This is a genomic window from Sutcliffiella halmapala (assembly GCF_050107295.1).
GTDB classification, from domain to species: Bacteria; Bacillota; Bacilli; order Bacillales; family Bacillaceae_I; genus Sutcliffiella_A; species Sutcliffiella_A halmapala_A.
Map to the genome: position 1 here is coordinate 21,653 of NZ_JBNIKR010000006.1, position 23,623 is coordinate 45,275.

Here is a 23,623-nt window from a genome sequence, read left to right on the forward strand (position 1 = left end):
CGAATGATATCAAAAATTTCAACCCAGGCTCCAATGATGCAAACTACCGATTTTACTAAAAAAACTAGTGGAGACGTGCATCAGCAGTTTTCCGGGTATTTAAAGGATGCATTAAACGAAGTCAATAATTCTCAAATAGCATCCAACGAAATGACAAGAAAGCTTGTCAATAACGAGGGAGTGGAGATGCATGATGTTCTGATTGCGCAGCAAAAAGCGAGCGTCTCCCTTCAATTGACAATGGAAGTAAGAAATAAAGGTATTGAAGCTTATCAGGAAATAATGAGAATGCAAGTATAATAGATTCATTTCCATATCTGCCAGTAACACCTTCTAACATTTAACGATTAGATACTAGACAAATAAATGCGGTTATTTACTGCATAAATTGCTGCAAGATAATAACCGGGGGAATTGACAGAATGAAAGAAAAATTACTTGATATGAAAAATAGAACAGTCACCTTTTGGAAAAACAAGGGGAAAACACAGAAAACGGCTATCATTACGAGTGCAGTCGTTGCAATTCTTGCATTGACTGCCATCACTTACTTTTTGACAAGAACCGATATGGCACCCTTATATAAAGACTTGACTCCCCAGGAAACTGGACAAATCAAAGAGGTGCTTGATACAAGAGGAATTCCTTCGCAAATAACAGAAAACGGTACAGCGATCCTCGTGCCACAGGAAACAGTGGACGGTTTGAAAGTGGATCTTGCTGCCGAGGGTGTCCCTAAAAGCGGCAGTATTGACTATGGTTTCTTTGGAGAAAGATCCGGTTTTGGTATGACCGACAATGAATTCCAGATAATGAAGCTCGATGCGATGCAAACGGAGCTGGCAAACCTGGTCAAAAGCATCGAAGGAGTCAAAGATGCACAAGTGATGATCACTATGCCCCAAGAGGGTGTGTTCGTTCGTGACGCGGTGCAGGAAGCTTCCGCATCCATCGTATTGGATACAGAACCTGGCTATCAGTTCGACCAGGCGCAAATAAATGCCTTGTACCATTTGGTGTCTAAAAGTATCGCTAACCTTTCTACTGATAATATCGTCATCATGAATCAGAATTTTGAGTATTTTGACCTTGCAAATAATCAAAATTCAGGAAGTGCTCTGAATGTAACGAGCCAATTGGAATTGAAAAAAGAGATTGAAAGAGATATTCAACGACAGGTTCAACAGATGCTGGGCATGATGATGGGACAAAACAAGGTCGTGGTGTCTGTCACGACTGATATCGATTATACACAAGAAAACAGGGAAGAAAACCTTGTTACACCTGTCGATCCTGACAATATGGAAGGGATTGCTGTCAGTGTCGAAAGAATAACGGAGACATACACAGGTTCTGAAGGGGAAGCTGGTGGAGTGACAGGTGCGGGTGAGGCTGATGTTCCTGCTTATATTGCCGGTGGGGCGAATGGCAGTGGCGATTACGAAAAAATGGAAGAAAGAATCAATAATGATGTAAACAGGATAAGAAAAGAAATAGTGGAAAGCCCTTATAAGATACGGGATATGGGCATTCAGGTAATGGTGGAGCCGCCTGTTGCTGATGATCCACTTTCCATGCAAAATGGTACTGTTGATGAAATCAGGCAGATTTTAGGTACTATCGTTAGAACTTCCATTGATAAGCAAGCACTTGCAGAAAATCCGGATGCGGACATTGAAGATAAAGTGGTGGTATCCGTTCAAACCTTCAATGGTAAAGCTCAATTCGAGGAAACTTCCAGTTCCAGCATCCAGATTTGGATGTATGTGGTCGGTGGGGTGCTGATCGCAATCATCATTCTCTTGATTTTCCTGTTATTGAGACGTAAGAAAGTGGAAGAAGAGGAAGAACTGATAATAGAAGAGGAAATCACACGGATAAACATTCCAGATATTAATAATAACGAAAAAGAATCGGAAGGCTCAGCCCGCCGTAAGCAGTTGGAAAAAATGGCGAAAGAAAAACCTGATGAATTTGCAAAACTATTAAGATCATGGTTATCAGAATAAAGATAAGGAGGTTCAATAAATGGCGAAAGCGAATACAAGCAAATCTTTCAGCAACAAACAGAAGGCAGCCATTTTATTAATCTCTCTTGGGCCAGACGTATCCGCTTCCGTTTATAAGCATCTTTCGGAGGATGAAATAGAAAAGCTTACATTGGAGATTTCAGGGGTAAGAACAGTGGACTCGCACATTAAAGAAGATGTGTTGGAGGAGTTCCACCAAATTGCCCTTGCACAGGATTATATTTCACAGGGTGGAATAAATTATGCGAAAACGGTTCTTGAGAAAGCATTAGGGAAAGAACAAGCAAATGCGATAATCACCAGGTTGACTTCCTCCCTCCAGGTGAAACCGTTCGATTTTGCAAGAAAAGCGGATGCATCCCAAATATTAAATTTTATCCAGAATGAGCATCCCCAAACAATTGCACTGGTATTATCCTATTTGGAGCCTACCAAATCCGGGCAGATTCTATCGGAACTTCCGCAGGAGCTTCAAGCGGATATCGCCAAAAGGATTGCAGTTATGGACAGTACATCCCCTGAAATTATCAACGAGGTCGAGCAGATCCTTGAGCGCAAGCTCTCCACTACAGTTACAAGGGATTATACAAACACCGGAGGAATTGACTCGGTGGTGGACGTGTTGAACCAGGTCGACCGCAGTACGGAAAGAACCATTCTCGATGCCCTTGAAATACAGGATCCGGAACTTGCCGAAGAAATCAAGAAACGAATGTTCGTCTTCGAGGATATCGTGACGTTGGACAACATGGCAATACAGAGAGTGATCCGGGATGTGGAAAATGAAGACCTGATGCTGGCACTAAAGGTAGCCAGTGAGGAAGTGAAAGAGATAGTCTTCAAGAATATGTCCAAGAGAATGGTAGAAACGATGAAAGACGATATGGAATATATGGGGCCGGTACGTTTGAAGGATGTGGAAGAGGCGCAATCAAGAATTGTTGGCATCATCCGAAAGCTCGAGGAAGCAGGGGAAATAGTCATCGCTCGCGGCGGAGGAGATGACATCATTGTCTAGGTTAATAAAATCCTCCCTTTTCAATATCGAAGAGAAAGACAGAATAGCAATAAGAGTTGCACCTATTTTTACTGCACAGGATGAGGAGGAGCAATCAGCAGTCCTTGGACATTCTATCGAGCATATAAATAAGATGGTCCAGGAAGCAAAGGATGAAGCTGCCAGTATCATAGAGGCTTCTGCCGCTGAAAAAGAGAGGGCACTCCAGGTCATTGCACATGAAAAAGAAAAATGGAAACAAGAAAAGCAGCAGTGGATGGATCAGGCTTCTAAAGAGGGCTATGAGCAAGGATTCCAAGCTGGTAAAACAGAGGCGCTAATGGAATATGAAGGCTTGTGCCTGCAAGCAAAACAAGCTGTTGAACTAAGCAAATTGGAACATCAAAAAAAAGTAGACAGCTCCATCGAAACCATCATGGCTATCAGTATTAAAGTAGCTGAAAAAATCCTGGGGCATGAATTTGAGAGAGACAGTGATGCGTATATGAAAATGGTGCAGACTGCTCTTAAAGAAGTAAAAGAAAAAGAAGAAGTGAAAATCTATGTAAGTACTAAACAGTACCCTCATCTCATTCTTAATAAACAACATTTGCAAAATATTTTAAACAGCCAATATGATCTATTAATCTATCCAGAAGCAGACATACAGGAAGACGGATGCTGGATTGATTCTTCTGCTGGAAGGATGGAAGTATCAGTACAAACACAGCTGACGGAAATCAAGGAAAAATTGCTGCAATTAGTCAAACCGGAGGCAAATAATGATGATTCTAGAAGAGCTACTGCAAGAAATTGATGGCATGAACTCTTACAAACGCTACGGAAAAGTAAAAAGAGTGATTGGATTGATGATAGAATCCAAAGGTCCTGAAAGCTCGATAGGAGACGTTTGTAATATCATTATTGACCGTAAGAAGCGAAGAATTGTGCAGGCGGAGGTTGTCGGTTTCAGGGATGAGCATGTCATTCTGATGCCCTTTACTGACATTCAGGATATTGGACCAGGATGTATGGTGGAGGCTACCAATCATCCTTTGGAGATAAAAATTGGAGAGGGTCTTCGGGGAATGGTATTGGATGCAATGGGTAAACCCCTGGATCCCACGGTTGAAATGCCGATCGGGCTTGGAACGTATCCAACTGACCAGGCTCCTCCTAACCCTATGACCAGACCTTCCATCAAGGAAGAACTGGAAGTGGGAGTGAAGATTATAGATGGTCTTCTGACAGTGGGAAAAGGGCAGAGAATTGGCATTTTCGCCGGGAGCGGAGTCGGAAAGAGCACCTTGCTTGGAATGATAGCCCGAAACACTTTTGCCGATATTAATGTCATTGCTTTGATCGGGGAGCGCGGCAGGGAAGTTAGAGACTTCCTTGAGCGCGATCTTGGCCCAGAAGGTCTAAAGCGTTCCATCATCGTTGTGGCAACCTCTGATCAGCCCGCTTTAATGAGGATAAAAGGAGCTTACACCGCCACTGCCATTGCAGAGTTCTTCAGGGATGCGGGATATAATGTGATGCTGATGATGGATTCTGTCACTCGCTTTGCGATGGCTCAGCGGGAAGTGGGACTTGCCATCGGCGAGCCTCCTACCACAAAAGGCTATACCCCTTCCGTTTTTTCGATGCTGCCAAAACTGCTTGAGCGGACAGGCACCAATCAACATGGATCCATTACCGCCTTTTACACGGTGCTTGTGGATGGGGATGACATGAACGAACCTATTGCAGATACTGTCAGAGGTATTTTGGATGGACATTTTGTTTTAGATAGAGAGCTTGCAAATAAAGGGCAATATCCTGCAATCAATGTGCTGAAAAGTGTCAGCCGTGTGATGAACAACATTGTGAGCAAGGAGCATAAGCAGGCAGCTGAGTACATGCGTGAGAAACTCTCCAAGTACTATCAAGCGGAAGACTTGATTAACATAGGAGCCTACAAGCGTGGTACATCCCGAGAAATTGATGATGCCATTCAAGCATATCCAACAATTATTCAATTTCTAAAACAAGATGTTGAATCTAAATGGAGCTTTATGCAAACAAAGACAGCGCTTTTGGATCTAATGAAGTAAAGTAGGGGGATCAGATGGAAGTTAGAAAAGGACGCTTGGAAAAGATATTGTTTGTGAAAAAGGCGGAGAAAGAACTGGCCAGTACAGAATACCAGGATGCCATCTCGCAATTTGAAAACGAGGGGCAACAGCTTTATGATCTTTTGAAGCGGAAAGAGCAGCTTGAAGGTAGTCTTCAGGATAGACTGCAGCATGGCATCCCGATTGAAAATTTGAAGCAGCAGCAGTTTTTTATCGGGAATCTGGAAAAGAATGTACTGAATCAGCAACGGAAAGTAAGTCATGCCCGTGCTTTTATGAACCTAAAAGAAGAAAAATTAAAGGAACAATCGATTGAGTGCAGAAAATATGAAGTGCTTGATGACAAGCAGAAGCTTTTCATTAAACAAAACGAAAACAGGATTGAGACCTCGTTCATAGATGAGATGTCGATCCTTCACTATACGCATCACACGAATAGGTGAAGTAGCGATGAAAAAAGAAAAACAACAAATGATTCAAGAGGAAGAACAAAAGAACTATACTTTTTTGCAGAAAGTCCTATACTTATTTATTTTCCCTGTATTGTTTTTGATTACCGTGGTGCTGGCCATTTTAACGTTTCAAGGTACCAATGTCTTTGATCTTGCCCAAACATTCATTCCAAACGAGACAGCTAAGAATGAAGAGCCTGTAGATAATGGGAAGGAAGCTCTTCCAACTAAAGAGGATGAAAGTAAGCCGGAAACCAATCAAGAAGTGATCATGCTTGAAAGAGAGATAAATGAAAAGGAACGTGAGGTAACGAAGCTGGTTGCTGAACTTGAGCAGGCAAACAATCGAATCAGGGATTTGGAAGCGCAGGAGCAGGAAATGAAATCTTCAACTAAAGAGCTTGCTGCCCTTTATGAAAGAATGTCGACTAAAAAAGCAGCAGGGATCATCATGGAATTAGAGGAAGAGATGGCGCTGCTCATTCTTAATGACTTGAGCGTATCTAAGAAATCAGGTATTCTTGGCCAGCTTGAACCTGACCAGGCTGCCAGATTCACGAAGCTTCTTGCAGAGGACGAATAGCTCGATGTGAAAGGAATGAGGAAAGTTGATGTTTTTAGGCACTAGCCAATTGGGGGAAATGCTCCATGCAAAACCGCTAAAAGTGAAGGGCACTGCAAGAACGGAGGCAGAAGCTTCCAAATCGGGAGAGTTTCATCGTCTGTTATCGGAAAATATTTCAACACTATTGGAAGAGCTTACTGCTTCACCTAACGATTTAGGTAAAGAGCTGGCTTTACATTCAGAAATAAGTAATCCTCCTACAAACATAGAAGACTTGGAGGAACTCTTACATTTGGAACTCTCACTTCTTAATAGTTTAGAAGAGGAACTTTCATCTGAGGAATATTTCGGGCTTATTCATCAATTCTTGGAGTTATCTTCGACATTGACAAAACTTCAGCAGCAACAGTCAGTTCCAGCAGACATGGGTGAAAACGCCTTTGAGAAAATGGCGATTCTAACCAACAAACTTCTTCTCTTTATTAAAGAATGGAAGAAAGGGAAATCAGAAAATACGCAGCCACAAAATGTCAAACAACAAGCAGACTTGAAAGAGCTGATGGTTCAGATTGAAAAGAAATTCGCAAAAATATTTCAGGTCACAGAGAAACATACAGGAAGAGCAGACACTGCCAATGTAAAAAGCTTCCCATTCCATCATTTTATAGCAGAGAATGTATCAGCCGGTCCATTTTCGATCAATCAGCTGCAGCAACCGAGACAAGCAACCATTCAGTGGGTGGTCGATACTTCATCAAACCAGGTTGCACGAGAACAGCTTATTCAGAAATTGGAAGGCATACTTTCCAAGAGCCAATCGAGCTTTGTAAATGGAAATCAACAGATTACTATCCGATTGAACCCTGAACATCTAGGCACATTACATATAAAATTACAGGAAACACAACATGGGTTGGTCGCAAAATTGGTTGCACATTCCAAATCAAGCGCGTCTCTGCTTGAAAGTGGAGTAGCCGCGCTTAAACAGAACTTAGTTAATGCCAATATCCTTGTTGATAAGATAGAGGTCGTCTACCAGGAGCAGGAACAGCGCTTTTTCCATCATGGAAAAAACCAGGAGGAGCAGCAAGCCTTTAAAGATTCTTCTACAAATGGGAGAAAAGATAAAGAAGTTGCCGAAAAATCTTTTGATGAAATTCTTTCAGAGGAAATCGATATAAATGGACGGGAGAGTGAAGGAATATGACAAGTATATCTTCCGATTTATATATTCAAAATCGCCAAGTGGAGAGCAAAAAGCAAAACAACGTTTTGGGGAAAGACGACTTCCTGAGGTTGCTGATGGCTCAGCTTCAAAACCAGGACCCTATGAATCCGATGGAAGATAGGGAGTTCATCGCCCAGATGGCCACCTTCTCATCCTTAGAGCAGATGACCAATCTCAACACAAGCATGGAAGGATTCATCAAATCGCAAAACAAACAGCAAGCATTAGCGATGCAGCAGTATTTAGGTTCGGAAGTGACGTGGCAAGAAGTCTACTATGTAGATGAAGAGCCATTTGTGGAAACAAAAACAGGAAATGTCACAAGTATATCCATGAATGAAGGGAACGGTAAGCTGATTACGAGTGATGGCAGTGAAGTCTCCCTGGAGCAGCTGATTAAGGTCACTCAGCCTGATGATTCCATTCAGAACAGTTCGACCCTTTTACAAGCCAGCCATTTGATCGAGAAGAAAGTTTCACTTCTTTACAATGGAAAAACCTATGAAAATCTTACTGTAAACTCTGTCGTATCAAAGGATGGAAAGACTTATTTGACCGTTTCTGACCCAAATCTTGAGGATGTAAAGATACCGCTTGACGCAATAACGAAAATATCTCAATAACTTTAGATAAGATAGAGGGGGATTTACCATGTTACGTTCCATGTATTCCAGTATTGGAGCATTAAGAAACTTTCAAACAAAACTAGATGTAATAGGTAATAATATCGCAAATGTCAATACGTACGGATTCAAAAAAGGAAGAGCAACTTTTCAAGAAATGATGGTACAACAGCTTTCAGGTGCGAGCGGTCCTGCAGCAGGAAAAGGCGGGGTTAATGCGAAGCAGATCGGGTTAGGTTCGATGATCAGTTCCATAGATTCCATTCAAACACAGGGATCCTTGCAGACTACTGCGAGACCACTTGATCTGGCTCTCTCAGGAGATGGATATTTTGCAGTGGCATCAATCGCAGATGTAACAAGGGTGAATGTGGACTCCAATACTGAATATGGAGACAACAGGATCCTTGGAGGCGGGATTGATAATGCTGTTTCAATGAATTATACAAGAGCAGGCAATTTCTATATGGACGATAATGGGTATATCGTAAATTCCAATGGGATGTACTTGATTGGGGAAACAGGGGAAAAGACTATTCCAACCGATGCAATTATGAATGCCTCCAATGCCGCCTTGAACAGCGCAGAGAACTTTTTTGGTGAATATCAGGATTTCAGAACAGATACAACAAAGTTCCTTAAGCTGGCTAGTTCCTTCCTGGAGGCACAGAGAACGTATGATGATGCATTAAAGGCAAGTACAGAGGCTGGAGGCACAGATTCCCAGTTGGTGGCTGCTGCAGAGGCTGCAGAAACAGCACGTGATAATGCTGCAAATGAATTCAATAATTTCTATTCGAATGTCTATTCTGGCCAAATTACTGACTTTAATGCTTCTGGTCAAGTGCTTAATACGGATATTGAAACATTTATCAATCAAACTGGTGAAGTTGTTTATCAATTGCTGGATCCGATTGTCCAACCATACAGCGGAACATTACCGGTTGCTGCAGGTGCCAGCCAGAATGAGCTTTCAGACCTTGTATTTTACGCGCAATCGATCAAGGAAGGCTTGGATTCGGAATTTAAAAGCTTTGAAAACTTCGTAGCAAAAGCGGAAATGGTTCAGTTGCCATCTTGGAGCGACTCATTAAGTGGAGGTCCTGGTCTGATCCAGATTCCACCGAATGCCAGAAGCTTCAGTATCTCAGGTGATGGAAAAGTAAGCTTCATCGATCAGTTCGGTCAGCTGAAAGTTGCAGGGCAGGTGATGCTTGCCAAGTTCCCTAATGCTTCCGGTTTGGAGAGAATCGGCGAAAACCTTTTCCAACAGTCCAATAACTCCGGAACGATGGATAAAAACGGAGATGGAATACAATTGGCTGAAATGTTCCGCCCTGGAGAGGATGGAGCGGCTGCAATCATTTCCGGAACATTGGAGATGTCGAATGTGGACCTTTCGGAAGAATTTACGGAGATGATTACTGCGCAAAGAGGATTCCAGGCTAATACTAGAATCATCACAACGTCTGATGAGATTCTGCAAGAGCTTGTCAATCTAAAGCGCTAAAGGAGGATTGGGCCGGGGTATGCTGAACTGGCCCCTCTATTATGATTAAACTGACGAAACTCAATGGTAAATCCTTTGCTTTAAATGCCTGGCTTATCGAGCAGGTAGAGGAAACCCCAGATACGATGGTTACGCTTAATAATGGCAAGAAATTGATCGTAACAGAAACGATGGAGCAGGTAATTCTTCTTTGTAAAGAATTTTATACCAGCATTCATCAAGAGAAACGATAGGGGGAATGGATAATGTTCCGCAACAAATTAGTGAATGCCATGATTATCATTTTATTGATTATTTCCCTTGTGGGTGTGGCTGCATTGGTTACGGTGAATGTATACTACGCAGACGGTTCAAAGGACGAGGAATCGATCGATGACATTCTGAAGCATTCTTTGGATATTGAGGAAATAACAACAAATCTGCAAAGCGGAGGATATCTCCGCGTGCAGTTCAAGGTCCAGACAGATAGCAAAAAAGCTCGGGAAGAGTTGGAAAAAAGAGATTTCCAGGTTCGAAATATCATCATCTATGAAATTTCGAATAAAAAGTCTTCCGATTTTGCAGGCAATGAAGGTTTGAAAAAGCTTGAAAGCGATATACAATCCAAGCTGAATGAAGTGATGAAGGAAGGATCAGTGGTTCAGGTCTACACAACGTCCTTTCTGCTTCAAGACTAACATCAAGAGATCCACAGGAAGATAGGAGGTGGTGGGCATGTCTACAGAAGTGATGTCGCAAAGTGAAATAGATGCCCTTTTATCCGCTCTTTCAACGGGTGAAATGAATGCGGATCAATTGAAAAAAGATAACGAAGTAAAAAGAGTCAAAGTGTATGATTTCAAACGTGCCTTAAGATTTTCAAAAGATCAAATCAGAAATCTGACAAGGATCCATGAGAACTTTGCAAGATTACTGACGACTTATTTTTCTGCACAATTAAGAACCTACATACAAATCAGTGTGGCATCCGTAGATCAGTTGCCATACGAAGAATTTATTCGATCCATTCCTAAAATGACAATATTGAATGTCTTTGAAGCTTCCCCATTGGAAGGTAGACTGGTGCTGGAGGTAAATCCCAATATTGCTTATGCGATGCTTGACCGTCAGCTGGGTGGAAAAGGAACCAGTTTTAATAAAGTGGACAGCTTGACTGAAATTGAAACAAAGCTCATGACTTCCCTTTTTGAAGGAGCGATTGAAAATTTCGGTGAAGCATGGGAGTCGATAGCTGATATCCAACCCTTCCTGGCAGACCTGGAAGTGAACCCACAATTCCTGCAGATGGTTTCCCCGAATGAAACAGTTATCGTTATATCGATGAATATAACGATCGGAGAGATAACAGGTATGATTAATGTGTGCATACCATTTGTAGTGTTGGAACCGGTCATCCCGAAATTATCTGCACATTATTGGATGGAGGATAAGCGTAAAGTTAGGCAGGACCATGAAGTCGAATCTTTACAAAAAGCGATTAAAGCGACCACCTTGACGATTACAGCCGAACTGGGCAGGTCTGAAATAACTTTTTCTGATCTTCTTGATTTAAGTATTGGTGACGTGTTGCCGTTAGATCAGAAGATAGAACAGCCCATTTTCGTTAATGTCGATAATAAACCAAGTTTTCTGGCCCAGGTGGGTCAAGTGAAAAAGAATATGGCCATACAAATTATGAAGGAAATCAAGGAGGGATACGAAGATGATGAGTGATGGAATGTTATCACAGGACGAAATTGATGCCTTGCTTCGAGGTTCAGATAACGACAACGAAGAACCCCTCTTTGTTGCACCAAATGTAGAAGATCACTTCTCGACATTAGAGCAGGACGCTCTGGGGGAAATCGGAAATATTTCCTTTGGCAGTTCTGCAACAGCCCTATCCACCCTCTTGAATCAGAAGGTGGAAATTACGACACCAAAGGTAAGTCTGCTCGAAAAACAACAATTGGAAGCAGAGTTTCCAGATCCTTATGTTGCTATCAGAGTGAATTATACAGAAGGCTTTACAGGCTCCAATATTTTGGTGGTGGAACAGCGGGATGCGGCTATAATCGCTGATTTGATGCTTGGTGGCAGCGGTGAAAATCCATCCCGGGAATTTGATGAGATTCATTTGAGTGCTGTTCAGGAAGCGATGAACCAGATGATGGGGTCTGCAGCAACATCGATGTCGACCGTGTTCTCCAAAAAAATAGATATCTCGCCGCCGGCAGTACTGTTGATCGACTTCAAAGAAGGCGAAGGGAAAGAACAAATGCCGGAAGATAACCTATTGGTAAAGGTTGCATTTTCTATAAGAATAGGTAAGTTGATTGATTCTTCCATTATGCAAATACTTCCTTTTCCATTTGCTAAAGAACTTGTGAAAGAATTATTGGACAAAGACAAAAAAATGGAAGAACCGGTTGTATCTCAGTCTAATGTGCCACCATCACCTGTTCCAAAACAAGAGCATGTGGCATCGATGGAGCATAGAACAGAGGAAACTTCTTACGCCTATACACAGCATGCACCGGATGACATCACTTATCAGCAGCAGCAAGAAAGAAAAGCACAACCTGCTGCATCAAAGCCAGCACATACCGTCAATGTCCAGCCAGCAGTTTTCTCAAGCTTTGAAACTACAACAGTTGCAGAGGCTGAACCAAATAACTTAAATATGTTAATGGATATTCCATTGCAGGTAACAGTAGAGCTTGGAAGAACGAGGCGCTCGGTCAAGGATATCCTGGAGCTGTCTTCCGGTTCCGTCATAGAACTGGATAAGCTGGCAGGAGAACCTGTTGATATATTAGTAAACAATAAGCTTATCGCACAAGGTGAAGTAGTTGTAATAGATGAAAGCTTCGGTGTGAGAGTGACAGATATTGTAAGTCAAACGGATAGAATCAAAAAGCTTCGTTGATTACTGGGAGGAAAACAAGATGAGCAAACGTATTTTAATTGTTGATGATGCAGCATTTATGAGAATGATGATCAAGGATATATTATCAAAAAACGGATATGAAGTGGTAGCGGAAGCAGCCGATGGGGTACAGGCAGTCGAGAAATACAAGGAGCATCATCCTGATCTGGTTACCATGGATATTACCATGCCTGAAATGGATGGAATTACTGCCTTGAAAGAAATTAAAGCAATCAATCCAAATGCCAAGGTAATCATGTGTTCTGCGATGGGGCAGCAAGCAATGGTTATCGATGCAATCCAAGCTGGCGCGAAAGACTTTATCGTCAAACCATTCCAAGCGGATCGAGTGATTGAAGCTATCCACAAAACTCTATCCTAGGAGTGTCAACTTTGCTTGTAAACATGAAAAAAATCAGTATAGCGTTTATTCTACTATTCTTGCTTCTTCCATCTCCATTTACTGCTTCTCAGCAGGGAGAGGGAGGAAGCAAGATGGTGGACGAAATGTTCAATCAAAAAAGTGAAAAAGAAAAATCCGAAACAACCGAACAGGACCAGCCTGACTCATTGAGCGATACGGAAATGGTCAAAGGGCAGAGCGTGCCCACAGTTACCATATGGGATTTTGTTAAAATGATTTTTGCGCTTGTTTTTGTGCTTTTATTGATATACGGTGCACTGCGCTTTATCAACAAGCGCAATAAATGGTTCGATAACGGCCGGTCAGTCGAAAATATCGGGGGAACCAACCTCGGTAACAATAAATCACTGCAGCTCGTTAAAGTGGGAAATAGCATATTAGTAGTCGGAGTCGGGGATTCCATTAATCTATTAAAAGAAATAACGGACGAAAAAGAGGCAGATCAACTTCTTGAAGCATACAAGAATAAATCAGAAACAGCACCTCTAAATACGGACGCATTCAAAGATTTGATAAAGAAACTTCCAACAAGTAAAAACACGGTCAAAACAAACCAGTTTTCCAGTTTATTAAAAGAACAGATTGGACAACTAACTCAGGAAAGAAAAAAGAAGATCAGTGAGTTGGATGAAAAGGAAGGTCGGGGACGATGACAGATTTAATGGAAGTCTTCAGTGGCAATGATGCCTCAACCGTATCCACTTCTGTTCAGCTTTTGTTATTATTGACCGTTTTCTCACTGGCACCAGCAATCCTGATTCTGATGACAAGCTTTACAAGAATCATCATTGTCCTATCATTTGTCAGGACATCCTTGGCAACGCAACAGATGCCGCCAAACCAGGTGTTGATTGGACTATCTTTGTTTTTAACATTTTTCATCATGGCTCCGACCTTTTCACAAGTGAATGAACAGGCCCTGCAGCCGCTATTTAATGAGGAAATTACGCTTGATGAGGCATATGAATTGGCAGCACTGCCAATGAAGGAATTTATGAGTAAACATACAAGACAGAAAGATCTTGCACTATTTATGGATTATTCAGGAATGGAAAGACCTGAATCCATAGAAGATATACCGCTGACCGTTTTGGTCCCGGCTTTTGCAATCAGTGAATTGAAGACCGCTTTTCAAATTGGATTTATGATATTCATTCCATTTCTTGTGATTGATATGGTAGTGGCGAGTGTTCTGATGTCGATGGGGATGATGATGCTTCCTCCTGTAATGATCTCCTTGCCATTTAAAATATTATTATTTGTCCTTGTTGATGGCTGGTATATAGTCGTGAAATCACTGCTGCAAACATTTTAAAAGAGGTGTCAAATAAATGAGCCCAGAATTCGTAATATCCATGGCAGAACGAGGAGTTTTTACTATTTTACTAATTTCCGCTCCTCTCTTAATACTCGCATTAGTAGTGGGCTTAGTTGTAAGTATCTTTCAGGCTACCACCCAAATTCAGGAACAGACCCTTGCTTTTATTCCGAAAATTGTTGCTGTCCTCGTAGGGCTTATCGTATTCGGCCCTTGGATGTTATCCAATATGCTTTCCTATGCATTGGAAATTTTCAATAACATGCACCGGTATGTGAGTTAGGAAGATGCTTGAATCATTGAATTATTTTCCGGCATTCCTGCTGGTTCTGACCAGGGTAACAGCTTTTTTTGTCACACTTCCTCTCTTTTCTTATCGGAGTGTTCCTGCAACATTTAAAGTGGGTCTCGGATTTTTTTTCGCACTGGTGATGTCATTCAGTCTTGAACTTCCTGTCCTTGAAATTGACGGCATGTTTATCATGCTGGTAGTAAAAGAAATGATGGTGGGTCTATTAATCGGACTGGTTGCCTATATGATCTTGACCGCCATACAGATTGCTGGGGGATTTATAGATTTTCAGATGGGCTTTGCAATTGCGAATGTCATCGATCCCCAGACCGGAGTGCAGAGTCCGATCATCGGACAGTTTTTCTATATGTTTGCAATGTTGCTGCTTCTGTCTTTGAATGGTCATCATTTGATGCTTGATGGCATTTTTTATAGTTACGAACTAATTTCCATCACTCAGGCTTGGCTGCCACTTGGTGATGATCTTGTACTGGAATACGTATTGAAAGCGGTCAACATGATGTTTGTCATTGCACTGCAATTGGCATTCCCCATTGTCGCAATCCTTTTTATGGTGGATGTTGCGCTGGGAATAGTTGCACGTACAGTTCCACAGCTTAATATATTTGTTGTGGGTCTGCCTTTGAAGATTGGTGTAAGCTTTATTGCCATTATCTTTTCGCTTACTATCCTGTTTACATTGTTTTATCAATTGTTCGAATTAATGCTTCATACCATGAGAGGGTTAATGGAATTGCTTGGAGGTTTATAAATGGCATCATTGTTGAGACTGGACCTGCAGTTTTTTTCAGGTGAGAAAACGGAAAAGGCGACACCTAAAAAACGTCAGGATACGAGAAAGAAGGGGCAGGTTGCGAAAAGTGCCGACGTCAATACGGCGTTTGTCCTGATAGCTGTGTTTCTTTGTCTTTCGTTTATAGGACCTTGGCTTAAATCGGAAATTCTCACACTGTTTGTTCAAGCATTTCAGGTGTATATGCTTGAAGAGGTCACAGTGGATCAGGTTCATCTGATATTCATGGATATACTGATGCAGCTCATCATGATTGTAGGACCTATCATGCTTGCTGCCATGGTTGGAGCGGTCATTGCAAATTTCCTGCAGGTTGGCGCATTGTTTTCCACTGAAGCGATCCATATGAAACTGAACAAGCTGGATCCCATTCAGGGTTTTAAGCGCATCTACTCCGTAAGGGCTATCGTTGAACTGGTGAAATCATTGTTGAAGATTCTTTTTGTGGGGCTTATCACTTTTTCACTGCTCTGGTTCTCTCTTGAGGAAATATTGATGCTATCCCAGATGAATATTCATGAAGCGTTGGGATTTATCGGCAGCTTAACCGTTCGAATGGGGCTTATTGCCGGTGCAGGGCTCTTATTTCTATCAGTCTTTGATTATCTTTATCAAAAATATGACTATGAAAAGAATATCAGAATGTCAAAGAATGATATTAAGGATGAATACAAAAAGTCTGAGGGTGACCCCCTGATCAAATCAAAAATCAAGCAAAAGCAAAGGGAAATGGCCATGCAGCGTATGATGCAGGATATTCCCCAGGCGGATGTCATCATCACCAATCCGACCCATTATGCAATCGCCCTCAAATATGATGAGAATAAAAGGGATGCTCCTTATGTATTGGCCAAGGGTGTTGACTTTGTTGCATTAAAGATAAGGGAAGTAGCCAAAGAGCATAACATTACCACAGTGGAAAATAAACCACTTGCAAGAGCCATTTACAGTCAGTCCGAAATCGGCGATGCTATTCCCGAAGAGTATTTCCAGGCGGTTGCGGAAATATTGGCTTATGTATACCGATTAAAGAACCTTGTGAAATGATGGTTTGACCTAAAGGAGAGATTATTATGTCAGCTAGAGATCTAAGCGTATTACTTAGCGTTATCCTGATTATTGCCATGTTAATTATTCCATTTCCTTCCTGGATGCTAAGTATTCTAATCATTATCAATATCTCCCTTGCCTTGATCGTATTATTGACTACCATGAATATTCAGGAACCATTGCAATTTTCCATCTTTCCATCGTTACTCTTATTATTGACGCTGTATCGATTGGCGCTAAATGTTTCTACTACAAGGTCCATTCTCAGTGAAGGAGATGCGGGTACTGTAGTAGATACGTTTGGGACATTTGTAGTCGGTGGCAATGTTGTTGTAGGACTTGTAGTGTTTCTGATTTTAGTAGTTATCCAGTTTGTTGTTATTACAAAAGGTTCAGAACGCGTATCGGAAGTTGCGGCACGATTCACCTTGGATGCGATGCCAGGTAAACAGATGAGTATCGATGCGGACCTTAATGCCGGACTTATTTCCGAGCATACGGCTAAAGCGCGCCGTGAAAAGATCGCAAAGGAAGCGGACTTCTATGGTGCGATGGATGGTGCGAGTAAATTCGTAAAAGGGGATGCCATTGCGGGTATCATCATAGTATTCATTAATATGCTTTTCGGCATTGTGATTGGGATGACACAGCTTGGCCTATCTTTCGGAGAATCTGCCCAGAAGTTTACGCTACTTACAGTAGGTGACGGGATTGTTTCCCAGATACCTGCACTTTTAATTGCAACAGCGACTGGTATCGTTGTGACAAGAGCTGCCTCGGAAGGTAACCTTGGTGCAGATATTACGGCCCAGCTATTCGCCTATCCGCAGATGCTCTATGTTGCAGGAGGAACGATTCTGCTTCTTGGAATCTTTACGCCAATAGGACCGTTATTGACGGCACCTATCGCTCTTTTGCTGATAGTTGGAGGGTATTTCATCCACCAAACCCAGAAAAAAGAGGAAATGGTGGTCGAGGAAACGGAGGAAGAAGTCGTTACAGACGAATTGCGAAGCCCGGAAAGTGTGGTTAACCTGCTTTCCGTTGACCCGATAGAATTTGAATTTGGTTATGGATTGATTCCGCTGGCAGATTCGAAGCAGGGTGGAGACCTATTGGACCGCATTGTCATGATTCGGAGACAGTTGGCGTTGGAGCTTGGGATCGTCATTCCGGTTGTCAGGATACGTGATAATATTCAACTGCAGCCAAATGAATATCGTCTGAAAATCAAAGGCAATGAAGTGGCAAGAGGCGAACTGCTCCTCGATCACTATTTGGCAATGAGTCCTGGAATGGAGGATGATAGTATTGAAGGAATTGATACGATCGAGCCATCCTTTGGTCTTGCTGCTAAATGGATCAGTGAGGAAAAGAAAGATGAGGCGGAAATGTACGGCTATACAGTGGTCGATCCCCCATCAGTCGTTTCCACTCATATTACAGAGAAGATAAAACAGCATGCACATGAATTATTGGGCCGTCAGGAAACGAAGCAGCTTGTCGACCATTTAAGAGAAACGTCACCTATTCTAATAGAAGAAGTTACACCTTCTCCATTAACCATAGGGGATGTTCAAAAAGTTCTTGCCAAGCTGTTGAAGGAAAATGTATCGATCAGAAATCTTCCGGTCATTTTCGAAACGCTTGCAGACTATGGGAAAATGTCTGCAGATACAGAGCTACTTACTGAATATGTAAGACAGGCTCTAAGCAAGCAGATCACCAACCAATATTCTGTCGGAAACGAATCTTTCAAGGTTGTAACCTTGGCAGGTCGGGTGGAGAAGCTGATAGCTGACCATATTCAGCAAACCGATCATGGTAATTTCCTTAGCCTGGATCCGAATATATCGGTGGAAATAGTCCAGAGAGTCGGAGAGCAGATGGAGCAATTCTCAGTCTACGAACAAACTCCGATCCTCCTTTGTTCTCCGGCTGTAAGGATGTACGTGAAACAATTATTGGAGCGGTATCTTCCACAAATTCCAGTTCTGTCCTATAACGAACTGGAAGCCAGTGTAGAAGTACAAAGCATAGGGGTGGTGAATGTGGAAGGATGAAAGTGAAAAAATACAAAGCCTCCTCTATGCAGGAAGCCATGAATCAAGTTCGGGCTGAGCTTGGGGATGAGGCGGTCATTTTAAATTCAAAAGCGGTAAAAACATCCAAGTTTTTTGGACTAGTTACAAAAAAAGGTGTGGAAGTCATAGCTGCGATGGATGAGGAACCAATCAAACAGAAAAGCAAAAACTATCCTCTCCCTGAAATAGAAACAATCAAGATACCTGCCATTGGCCAAAATGAGCAATCCACATTCGATTTATCGAGTCAGAAAGAGCTTCTTGATAATATTCAAGAGATGAAGCGGATGATGAAAGGGTTAAAAAGTTCAAATAGCCGTGATTCAGAGTTACCATACTATTTTTTCGACATCGAAGATTCCTTGCAGAAAACGGAGCTTTCCACCGAACTCGTACAAGCAGCTTCAGAGCATCTTTATCAAGAGTGGCAGAAAAGTAAAAATCTGTCCAAAAGGCAGATGACAGAGACACTAAACGGTTATTTTCTTCAATTAATAGAACAGGTTGATTTCGAGCGGAATATCTACAAGAAGAAGTATATAAGCCTAGTAGGCCCGACAGGCGTCGGTAAAACCACGACATTGGCGAAAATGGCAGCCAATGCAGTACTGAAGCATGGCAAGAGCGTTGGTTTTATTACGACTGACACCTACAGGATTGCTGCGATTGAACAATTGAAAACTTATGCAAGCATTTTGGAAGCGCCTATTGAGGTTTGTTATAATTCCGAAGATTTTCAGGAGGCAAAAGGCAAGCTCTCTCATCTGGATGTTGTATTTATCGATACCGCAGGAAGAAACTTTCTGAATGAAGAGTTTGTCAGGGATCTGCAAGCGGTCATTGATTTCAAATCGGAAATGGATACGTTTTTGGTTTTATCCCTCACTTCGAAAATAAATGATATGAAAAAGATAACGGATCAATTTTGGAAAGTCGGTATTCAACAATTTATATTCACGAAAAAAGATGAAACGGCTTCCTCAAGCTCTATGTATGCCATGATACAACAATACAACATTGGTGCAGCTTTTATCACAAATGGACAAAGTGTGCCGGAAGACCTGCAGGTGGCAAATAAGGATCTGGTCGTTACGGAATTGCTTGAGGAATTGAAGCAATGAATGATCAGGCCAGACTACTAAGAGAACAGATTGAAAGACATCGTGGATCATCAGGACAAGAAGGCCGGCCTCACAAGGAAGCAAAAAGCCTTGCCATCATAAGCGGAAAAGGAGGAGTCGGAAAATCCAATTTTTCGTTGAACTTTTCGATAGCCCTGCAGCAAAAAGGAAATAAAGTGCTTTTGTTCGATTTGGATATCGGGATGGCAAATATAGATATCCTAATGGGCACAACACAAGGTTACAGCATCGTTCATCTTTTTGAAGAAGGACGCACACTTGATCAGATTATCCAACGCGGACCGGGAAATCTCTCCTATATAGCTGGAGGATCGGGATTAACAGAAATATTCAAAATGGATGAACAGAAAAGGAGATATTTTTTAAGCCAGTTGGAAGAAGCTTCGTCTCAATACGACTACATTATCTTTGATATGGGAGCTGGAATCACGGATGAAACTCTGCAACTCCTATTATCGGTCGAGGAAATCTTCCTACTGACGACGTGTGAACCTACTTCTTTGACAGATGCCTATTCCGCTTTAAAATATATCAATATCCATGAGGACTCCATTCCATTTAAATTGTTATTGAATAAAGTACCGGATTTCCATGTCGCAACCAAGACAGCTGAACGCCTTCAGGCAGTGGCCAAGCAATTTCTGAAGAAAGACCTTCCATATCTTGGATCCATCCCGGATGATAGATATGTATTGCATGCTGTCATGGAACAGACCCCATTTGTACTGAAATATCCTAAATGCCAGGCATCCAGGGCAATAGCCAACATTGCTTCCTTTTACTTGGAGGATAAGAAAAAGTCCTCTACATCAACCGATCAAAAACCATCCTTTGTCGCAAAGCTACTTCGTCTTTTTTCTTAATAGATGAATGGTTGCGGTAATAGCTTTCGAAAGAGGGGCAGTCATACAAACATGAAAAAAATAAAAGTATTGGTGACAGACGATTCAATATTTATGCGGAAGCTGATTTCAGATCTTCTTCAAGATCACCCCGATATTGAAGTGATTGCGACTGCCCGTAATGGGGTCGAGGCAATCGAAAAGGTGAAGCAACTGTCACCGGATGTAGTCACATTAGATGTAGAAATGCCTGTTATGGACGGCTTAGAAGCATTGAAGCAAATAATGGCCCAATCACCTTTACCTGTTATCATGCTTTCCAGTACAACCTCGTCTGGTTCCTTGAATACCATTCTGGCGATTGAAAGCGGAGCCCTAGACTTTGTTGCAAAACCATCCGGAGCAATATCCTTGGATATATATAAGGTGAAAGAAGAATTGATTGAGAAAATTCTACTTGCAGCATCTTCCAATATCCTTTCTTTACAAGGAAGAACAAGAGAAAGAAAAAAAGCTCAGCCAACTAAAGTTCCGTATAGTACAATAGACCTAAAGTCGAAAAAAAGAAAATGCAACAGATCAGTTATCTGTATAGGGACATCGACCGGAGGACCACGAGCGCTTCAAACATTACTGACATCGCTGCCGAACACCATGAACACACCTATATTTATCGTTCAGCATATGCCAAAGCAATTTACAAAATCATTGGCAGAGCGGCTCAATTCCCTTTGTAGCTTTCCTGTTACAGAAGCGGAACATAGAGAAATAGTGAAAAACGGTACCGTTTATATTGCGCCTGGCGGGTTTCATATGGAAGTGGAGGAGGTAGGGGGAGAGCTATTCATCTCCTTGAATGAAGATTCTCCATTAAAAGGTCATCGTCCAGCCGTTGATCATCTCTTTGCATCCTTAAGTAAATTAAAGAATACAAGGAAAATTGCCGTCGTCCTTACAGGAATGGGTGCGGATGGGGCTGCCGGGATAAGGAAGCTAAAAGAAAGTGGACATACAGTTGCAATTGCCGAGTCAGAACAGACTTCCATTGTGTATGGCATGCCGAATGCAGCCGTTCAGACTGGCCTTGTAGATCGCATCGAAAATCTTGAAGATATTGCTGACGTTATACAGCAATATACATTGTGTTAGGGGTGTTTCAACATGGAATTAAGCCAATATTTAGATATTTTCCTTGAAGAAAGCAAGGAACATTTAGAAACGATCAATAACCAGCTTGTAGAATTGGAACGAAATCCTCAGAATATAGAAATTGTCAATGAAATCTTTCGATCCGCACATACACTTAAAGGAATGTCTGCCACGATGGGTTATGAAGACCTTGCGAGTCTGACTCATCAAATGGAAAATGTACTGGATATGATTCGAAATCAAAAATTATCTGTTTCCTCCAATCTGTTGGATGTCATTTTCCGCTCGGTAGAGTATCTAGAGGCAATGGTATTTTCCATTGCAGATGGTGGAGATGGGAAAAAAGATGTTTCCGATGTAGTTGCAATGCTGGTGAAAATTGAAAAAGGCGAGACGTTCGAAGACGAGTCTATAAAGGCAAGCGGGCATGGGGAGGAGCATTCCTATGACTCCTATGAACTGACGATTCTCCAACAATCCGAAGAACAAGGTTTTTTGCCTTTGGAAGTTAAGGTTACTCTACGCAAAGACTGTCTTTTAAAAGCAGCAAGAGTATTTATGGTGTTTGAAGTGGTGGAGCAGATAGGGGAAGTGATAAAATCAAACCCTCCTGTTGACCAGCTTGAAGAAGAGAACTTCAATGATTCCTTTGTTATTACGATGGTAACAAAAGAGGACCCACAGGATGTCAAGGAAAGAATCATGAAAGTTTCGGAAGTAGAAAAGGTTGAAACTACTGTCATACATACAAAAAATCTTTCCGCGCAAGAAACAAACGACGTACAAGTAGAATCTGAAAACGAGGGGCTTGAGCTACCTGTAGAAGAGGCTGCAGCAACGGTGGAGCCTGCAATGAAGGCTGCTGAACCGGCAACTGCTATAAAGGCAGGACAAACAAACAAAACGATCCGCGTAAGCATCGATAGGCTGGATGGGCTGATGAATCTGTTTGAGGAGCTTGTGATCGATAGAGGCAGGCTGGAGCAGATTTCAAAGGAATTGAATGAGACTGAATTGATTGAAACGGTAGAAAGAATGTCCAGAATATCGAATGATCTTCAGAATATCATCTTGAATATGCGCATGGTCCCTATTGAAACAGTCTTTAACCGTTTTCCTCGTATGGTCAGACAGCTTGCAAGAGATCTTGGGAAAAAGGTGGAAATAGAGATTATTGGTGCTGAAACGGAATTGGATCGTACCGTTATGGATGAGATCGGCGATCCGCTTGTTCATCTTCTGCGCAACGCAGTCGACCATGGCATTGAGATGCCTGATCAAAGAAGGGCGGCCGGGAAGGATGAAGAAGGTAAAATCACATTAAAGGCTTTTCATAGCGGGAACCATGTTTTCATTGAAATCGTCGATAATGGCGGTGGAATTTCGAGGGAGAAGGTCCTTAAGAAAGCGATTAGCCGAGGTATCGTATCCTCGCAGCTTGCCGATAGTCTAACAGATCAAGAAGTGTTCCAGCTTATTTTATCCTCTGGATTCTCGACTGCTGAAGTGATCTCGGATATCTCAGGCCGTGGTGTTGGATTGGATGTAGTAAAAAATACAATCGAATCCCTTGGAGGAAATATCACGATAGATTCCGTGGAAGGAAAAGGGACGACCTTCTCCATCCAACTGCCATTGACCTTGTCTATCATATCTGTACTTTTGACAGAAATAGAAAAAGAGAAATACGCTATTCCATTATCTTCCATCATAGAGACGGCTATTATCAAGAAAGAGGAAATCCTGACTGCACATGGACAGGAAGTAATTGACTTCCGGGGGAAAATTGTACCGGTAGTACATCTTGAAAGGGTATTTCATGTCAAGAAAACCCAGGATGACAAAGCAGATCTTTACTCCATTGTACTAGTGAAAAAAGGTGATAAAATGGCAGCGCTTGTCGTGGACTCCTTCATTGGACAGCAGGAGGTTGTATTGAAAGCATTAGGTCAATATCTAAGTTCAACTTACGCCATAAGTGGTGCAACAATACTTGGAGATGGGCAGGTTGCATTGATAGTGGACTGCAACGCTCTTATAAAATAGTTACTTCGCTATTCGTAGCCCCTGATTTCAGG

25 protein-coding genes are annotated in these 23,623 nt (G+C 42.0%); all 25 read left to right on the forward strand.

The features are described from left to right. The first annotated feature begins 33 nt into the window (after nucleotides 1-33). The 25 genes from fliE (at nucleotide 34) to ACQCT5_RS11305 (ending at nucleotide 23,591) form a co-directional block, all read left to right on the forward strand. Nucleotides 34-300 (forward strand): flagellar hook-basal body complex protein FliE, encoded by a 267-nt coding sequence (gene fliE / locus ACQCT5_RS11185; RefSeq protein ID WP_499642361.1) that lies wholly within the window; start codon nucleotides 34-36, stop codon nucleotides 298-300. Between the two features lie 122 nt (nucleotides 301-422). After that, complete coding sequence (gene fliF, locus ACQCT5_RS11190; protein WP_499641876.1) at nucleotides 423-2,009, forward strand: flagellar basal-body MS-ring/collar protein FliF; 1,587 nt, start codon at nucleotides 423-425, stop codon at nucleotides 2,007-2,009. Nucleotides 2,010-2,028: 19 nt separating this feature from the next. Continuing rightward, nucleotides 2,029-3,048 carry a flagellar motor switch protein FliG gene (gene fliG / locus ACQCT5_RS11195; RefSeq protein WP_499641878.1) on the forward strand — a complete coding sequence of 340 codons (1,020 nt, stop codon included), beginning with the start codon at nucleotides 2,029-2,031 and terminating at the stop codon, nucleotides 3,046-3,048. Next, complete coding sequence (fliH, locus tag ACQCT5_RS11200) at nucleotides 3,041-3,844, forward strand: flagellar assembly protein FliH (RefSeq protein WP_499641880.1); 804 nt, start codon at nucleotides 3,041-3,043, stop codon at nucleotides 3,842-3,844. Before fliG ends, fliH begins: the two co-directional genes overlap by 8 nt. Further along, nucleotides 3,813-5,123: a flagellar protein export ATPase FliI gene (gene fliI / locus ACQCT5_RS11205; RefSeq protein ID WP_499642362.1), complete on the forward strand. Its 1,311-nt coding sequence runs from the start codon at nucleotides 3,813-3,815 to the stop codon at nucleotides 5,121-5,123. Before fliH ends, fliI begins: the two co-directional genes overlap by 32 nt. A gap of 14 nt (nucleotides 5,124-5,137) precedes the next feature. Beyond that, nucleotides 5,138-5,587, forward strand: coding sequence for a flagellar export protein FliJ (gene fliJ / locus ACQCT5_RS11210; RefSeq protein ID WP_499641881.1), 450 nt, complete (start codon nucleotides 5,138-5,140; stop codon nucleotides 5,585-5,587). Nucleotides 5,588-5,594: 7 nt separating this feature from the next. Beyond that, entirely contained in the window at nucleotides 5,595-6,179 is a 585-nt protein-coding gene (locus ACQCT5_RS11215; RefSeq protein ID WP_499641883.1) for a MotE family protein, read from the forward strand. 28 nt (nucleotides 6,180-6,207) lie between these two features. Continuing rightward, entirely contained in the window at nucleotides 6,208-7,368 is a 1,161-nt protein-coding gene (locus ACQCT5_RS11220) for a flagellar hook-length control protein FliK (protein ID WP_499641885.1), read from the forward strand. After that, complete coding sequence (flgD, locus tag ACQCT5_RS11225; protein ID WP_499641887.1) at nucleotides 7,365-8,012, forward strand: flagellar hook assembly protein FlgD; 648 nt, start codon at nucleotides 7,365-7,367, stop codon at nucleotides 8,010-8,012. Before ACQCT5_RS11220 ends, flgD begins: the two co-directional genes overlap by 4 nt. 28 nt (nucleotides 8,013-8,040) lie before the next feature. Further along, nucleotides 8,041-9,522: a flagellar hook-basal body complex protein gene (locus ACQCT5_RS11230; RefSeq protein ID WP_499641889.1), complete on the forward strand. Its 1,482-nt coding sequence runs from the start codon at nucleotides 8,041-8,043 to the stop codon at nucleotides 9,520-9,522. A 41-nt stretch (nucleotides 9,523-9,563) separates the two neighbouring features. Then, nucleotides 9,564-9,755, forward strand: coding sequence for a flagellar FlbD family protein (locus tag ACQCT5_RS11235; protein ID WP_417900554.1), 192 nt, complete (start codon nucleotides 9,564-9,566; stop codon nucleotides 9,753-9,755). A 12-nt stretch (nucleotides 9,756-9,767) separates the two neighbouring features. Beyond that, nucleotides 9,768-10,199, forward strand: coding sequence for a flagellar basal body-associated protein FliL (fliL, locus tag ACQCT5_RS11240; RefSeq protein WP_417900553.1), 432 nt, complete (start codon nucleotides 9,768-9,770; stop codon nucleotides 10,197-10,199). Nucleotides 10,200-10,236: 37 nt separating this feature from the next. Beyond that, entirely contained in the window at nucleotides 10,237-11,235 is a 999-nt protein-coding gene (gene fliM / locus ACQCT5_RS11245) for a flagellar motor switch protein FliM (protein WP_499641890.1), read from the forward strand. Then, the gene (gene fliY, locus ACQCT5_RS11250) at nucleotides 11,225-12,430 is read left to right on the forward strand and encodes a flagellar motor switch phosphatase FliY (protein WP_499641892.1); all 1,206 of its coding nucleotides are present in this window, start codon (nucleotides 11,225-11,227) and stop codon (nucleotides 12,428-12,430) included. The genes fliM and fliY overlap by 11 nt, the downstream gene beginning before the upstream one ends. Before the next feature lie 19 nt (nucleotides 12,431-12,449). Beyond that, nucleotides 12,450-12,812, forward strand: a complete 363-nt coding sequence (cheY, locus tag ACQCT5_RS11255) for a chemotaxis protein CheY (protein WP_204413695.1) — start codon at nucleotides 12,450-12,452, stop codon at nucleotides 12,810-12,812. Nucleotides 12,813-12,823: 11 nt separating this feature from the next. Further along, on the forward strand, nucleotides 12,824-13,507 hold the full coding sequence (locus ACQCT5_RS11260) for a flagellar biosynthetic protein FliO (RefSeq protein WP_499641895.1): 684 nt from the start codon (nucleotides 12,824-12,826) through the stop codon (nucleotides 13,505-13,507). Next, entirely contained in the window at nucleotides 13,504-14,169 is a 666-nt protein-coding gene (fliP, locus tag ACQCT5_RS11265; protein WP_417900549.1) for a flagellar type III secretion system pore protein FliP, read from the forward strand. Before ACQCT5_RS11260 ends, fliP begins: the two co-directional genes overlap by 4 nt. Nucleotides 14,170-14,185: 16 nt before the next feature. Next, a complete protein-coding gene (gene fliQ, locus ACQCT5_RS11270) occupies nucleotides 14,186-14,455 on the forward strand; it encodes a flagellar biosynthesis protein FliQ (RefSeq protein WP_499641897.1) in 270 nt (89 codons plus the stop codon). Between the two features lie 4 nt (nucleotides 14,456-14,459). Then, complete coding sequence (fliR, locus tag ACQCT5_RS11275) at nucleotides 14,460-15,236, forward strand: flagellar biosynthetic protein FliR (protein ID WP_499641899.1); 777 nt, start codon at nucleotides 14,460-14,462, stop codon at nucleotides 15,234-15,236. Then, nucleotides 15,237-16,325, forward strand: a complete 1,089-nt coding sequence (gene flhB / locus ACQCT5_RS11280; protein ID WP_499641901.1) for a flagellar biosynthesis protein FlhB — start codon at nucleotides 15,237-15,239, stop codon at nucleotides 16,323-16,325. 26 nt (nucleotides 16,326-16,351) lie between these two features. Next, nucleotides 16,352-18,391: a flagellar biosynthesis protein FlhA gene (gene flhA / locus ACQCT5_RS11285; protein WP_499641903.1), complete on the forward strand. Its 2,040-nt coding sequence runs from the start codon at nucleotides 16,352-16,354 to the stop codon at nucleotides 18,389-18,391. Further along, complete coding sequence (flhF, locus tag ACQCT5_RS11290; RefSeq protein WP_499641905.1) at nucleotides 18,388-19,533, forward strand: flagellar biosynthesis GTPase FlhF; 1,146 nt, start codon at nucleotides 18,388-18,390, stop codon at nucleotides 19,531-19,533. The genes flhA and flhF overlap by 4 nt, the downstream gene beginning before the upstream one ends. Next, nucleotides 19,530-20,417 carry a MinD/ParA family protein gene (locus tag ACQCT5_RS11295; protein WP_499641908.1) on the forward strand — a complete coding sequence of 296 codons (888 nt, stop codon included), beginning with the start codon at nucleotides 19,530-19,532 and terminating at the stop codon, nucleotides 20,415-20,417. Before flhF ends, ACQCT5_RS11295 begins: the two co-directional genes overlap by 4 nt. 51 nt (nucleotides 20,418-20,468) lie before the next feature. Continuing rightward, nucleotides 20,469-21,545 carry a protein-glutamate methylesterase/protein-glutamine glutaminase gene (locus tag ACQCT5_RS11300; RefSeq protein WP_499641910.1) on the forward strand — a complete coding sequence of 359 codons (1,077 nt, stop codon included), beginning with the start codon at nucleotides 20,469-20,471 and terminating at the stop codon, nucleotides 21,543-21,545. Nucleotides 21,546-21,557: 12 nt separating this feature from the next. Continuing rightward, nucleotides 21,558-23,591, forward strand: coding sequence for a chemotaxis protein CheW (locus ACQCT5_RS11305; protein ID WP_499641912.1), 2,034 nt, complete (start codon nucleotides 21,558-21,560; stop codon nucleotides 23,589-23,591). Nucleotides 23,592-23,623: the final 32 nt, after the last annotated feature.

Coding starts and splice junctions, on each gene's coding strand:
- fliJ (WP_499641881.1), top strand. CDS start 5,138: ATGGAAGTTAGAAAAGGACGCTTGGAAAAGATATTGTTTGTGAAAAAG.
- fliI (WP_499642362.1), top strand. CDS start 3,813: ATGATTCTAGAAGAGCTACTGCAAGAAATTGATGGCATGAACTCTTAC.
- fliF (WP_499641876.1), top strand. CDS start 423: ATGAAAGAAAAATTACTTGATATGAAAAATAGAACAGTCACCTTTTGG.
- ACQCT5_RS11230 (WP_499641889.1), top strand. CDS start 8,041: ATGTTACGTTCCATGTATTCCAGTATTGGAGCATTAAGAAACTTTCAA.
- fliE (WP_499642361.1), top strand. CDS start 34: ATGATGCAAACTACCGATTTTACTAAAAAAACTAGTGGAGACGTGCAT.
- fliY (WP_499641892.1), top strand. CDS start 11,225: ATGATGAGTGATGGAATGTTATCACAGGACGAAATTGATGCCTTGCTT.
- fliG (WP_499641878.1), top strand. CDS start 2,029: ATGGCGAAAGCGAATACAAGCAAATCTTTCAGCAACAAACAGAAGGCA.
- ACQCT5_RS11300 (WP_499641910.1), top strand. CDS start 20,469: ATGAAAAAAATAAAAGTATTGGTGACAGACGATTCAATATTTATGCGG.
- fliQ (WP_499641897.1), top strand. CDS start 14,186: ATGAGCCCAGAATTCGTAATATCCATGGCAGAACGAGGAGTTTTTACT.
- fliP (WP_417900549.1), top strand. CDS start 13,504: ATGACAGATTTAATGGAAGTCTTCAGTGGCAATGATGCCTCAACCGTA.
- cheY (WP_204413695.1), top strand. CDS start 12,450: ATGAGCAAACGTATTTTAATTGTTGATGATGCAGCATTTATGAGAATG.
- ACQCT5_RS11215 (WP_499641883.1), top strand. CDS start 5,595: ATGAAAAAAGAAAAACAACAAATGATTCAAGAGGAAGAACAAAAGAAC.
- ACQCT5_RS11305 (WP_499641912.1), top strand. CDS start 21,558: ATGGAATTAAGCCAATATTTAGATATTTTCCTTGAAGAAAGCAAGGAA.
- ACQCT5_RS11235 (WP_417900554.1), top strand. CDS start 9,564: ATGATTAAACTGACGAAACTCAATGGTAAATCCTTTGCTTTAAATGCC.
- fliM (WP_499641890.1), top strand. CDS start 10,237: ATGTCTACAGAAGTGATGTCGCAAAGTGAAATAGATGCCCTTTTATCC.
- fliL (WP_417900553.1), top strand. CDS start 9,768: ATGTTCCGCAACAAATTAGTGAATGCCATGATTATCATTTTATTGATT.
- flhF (WP_499641905.1), top strand. CDS start 18,388: ATGAAAGTGAAAAAATACAAAGCCTCCTCTATGCAGGAAGCCATGAAT.
- ACQCT5_RS11220 (WP_499641885.1), top strand. CDS start 6,208: ATGTTTTTAGGCACTAGCCAATTGGGGGAAATGCTCCATGCAAAACCG.
- flhB (WP_499641901.1), top strand. CDS start 15,237: ATGGCATCATTGTTGAGACTGGACCTGCAGTTTTTTTCAGGTGAGAAA.
- ACQCT5_RS11295 (WP_499641908.1), top strand. CDS start 19,530: ATGAATGATCAGGCCAGACTACTAAGAGAACAGATTGAAAGACATCGT.
- fliR (WP_499641899.1), top strand. CDS start 14,460: ATGCTTGAATCATTGAATTATTTTCCGGCATTCCTGCTGGTTCTGACC.
- flgD (WP_499641887.1), top strand. CDS start 7,365: ATGACAAGTATATCTTCCGATTTATATATTCAAAATCGCCAAGTGGAG.
- flhA (WP_499641903.1), top strand. CDS start 16,352: ATGTCAGCTAGAGATCTAAGCGTATTACTTAGCGTTATCCTGATTATT.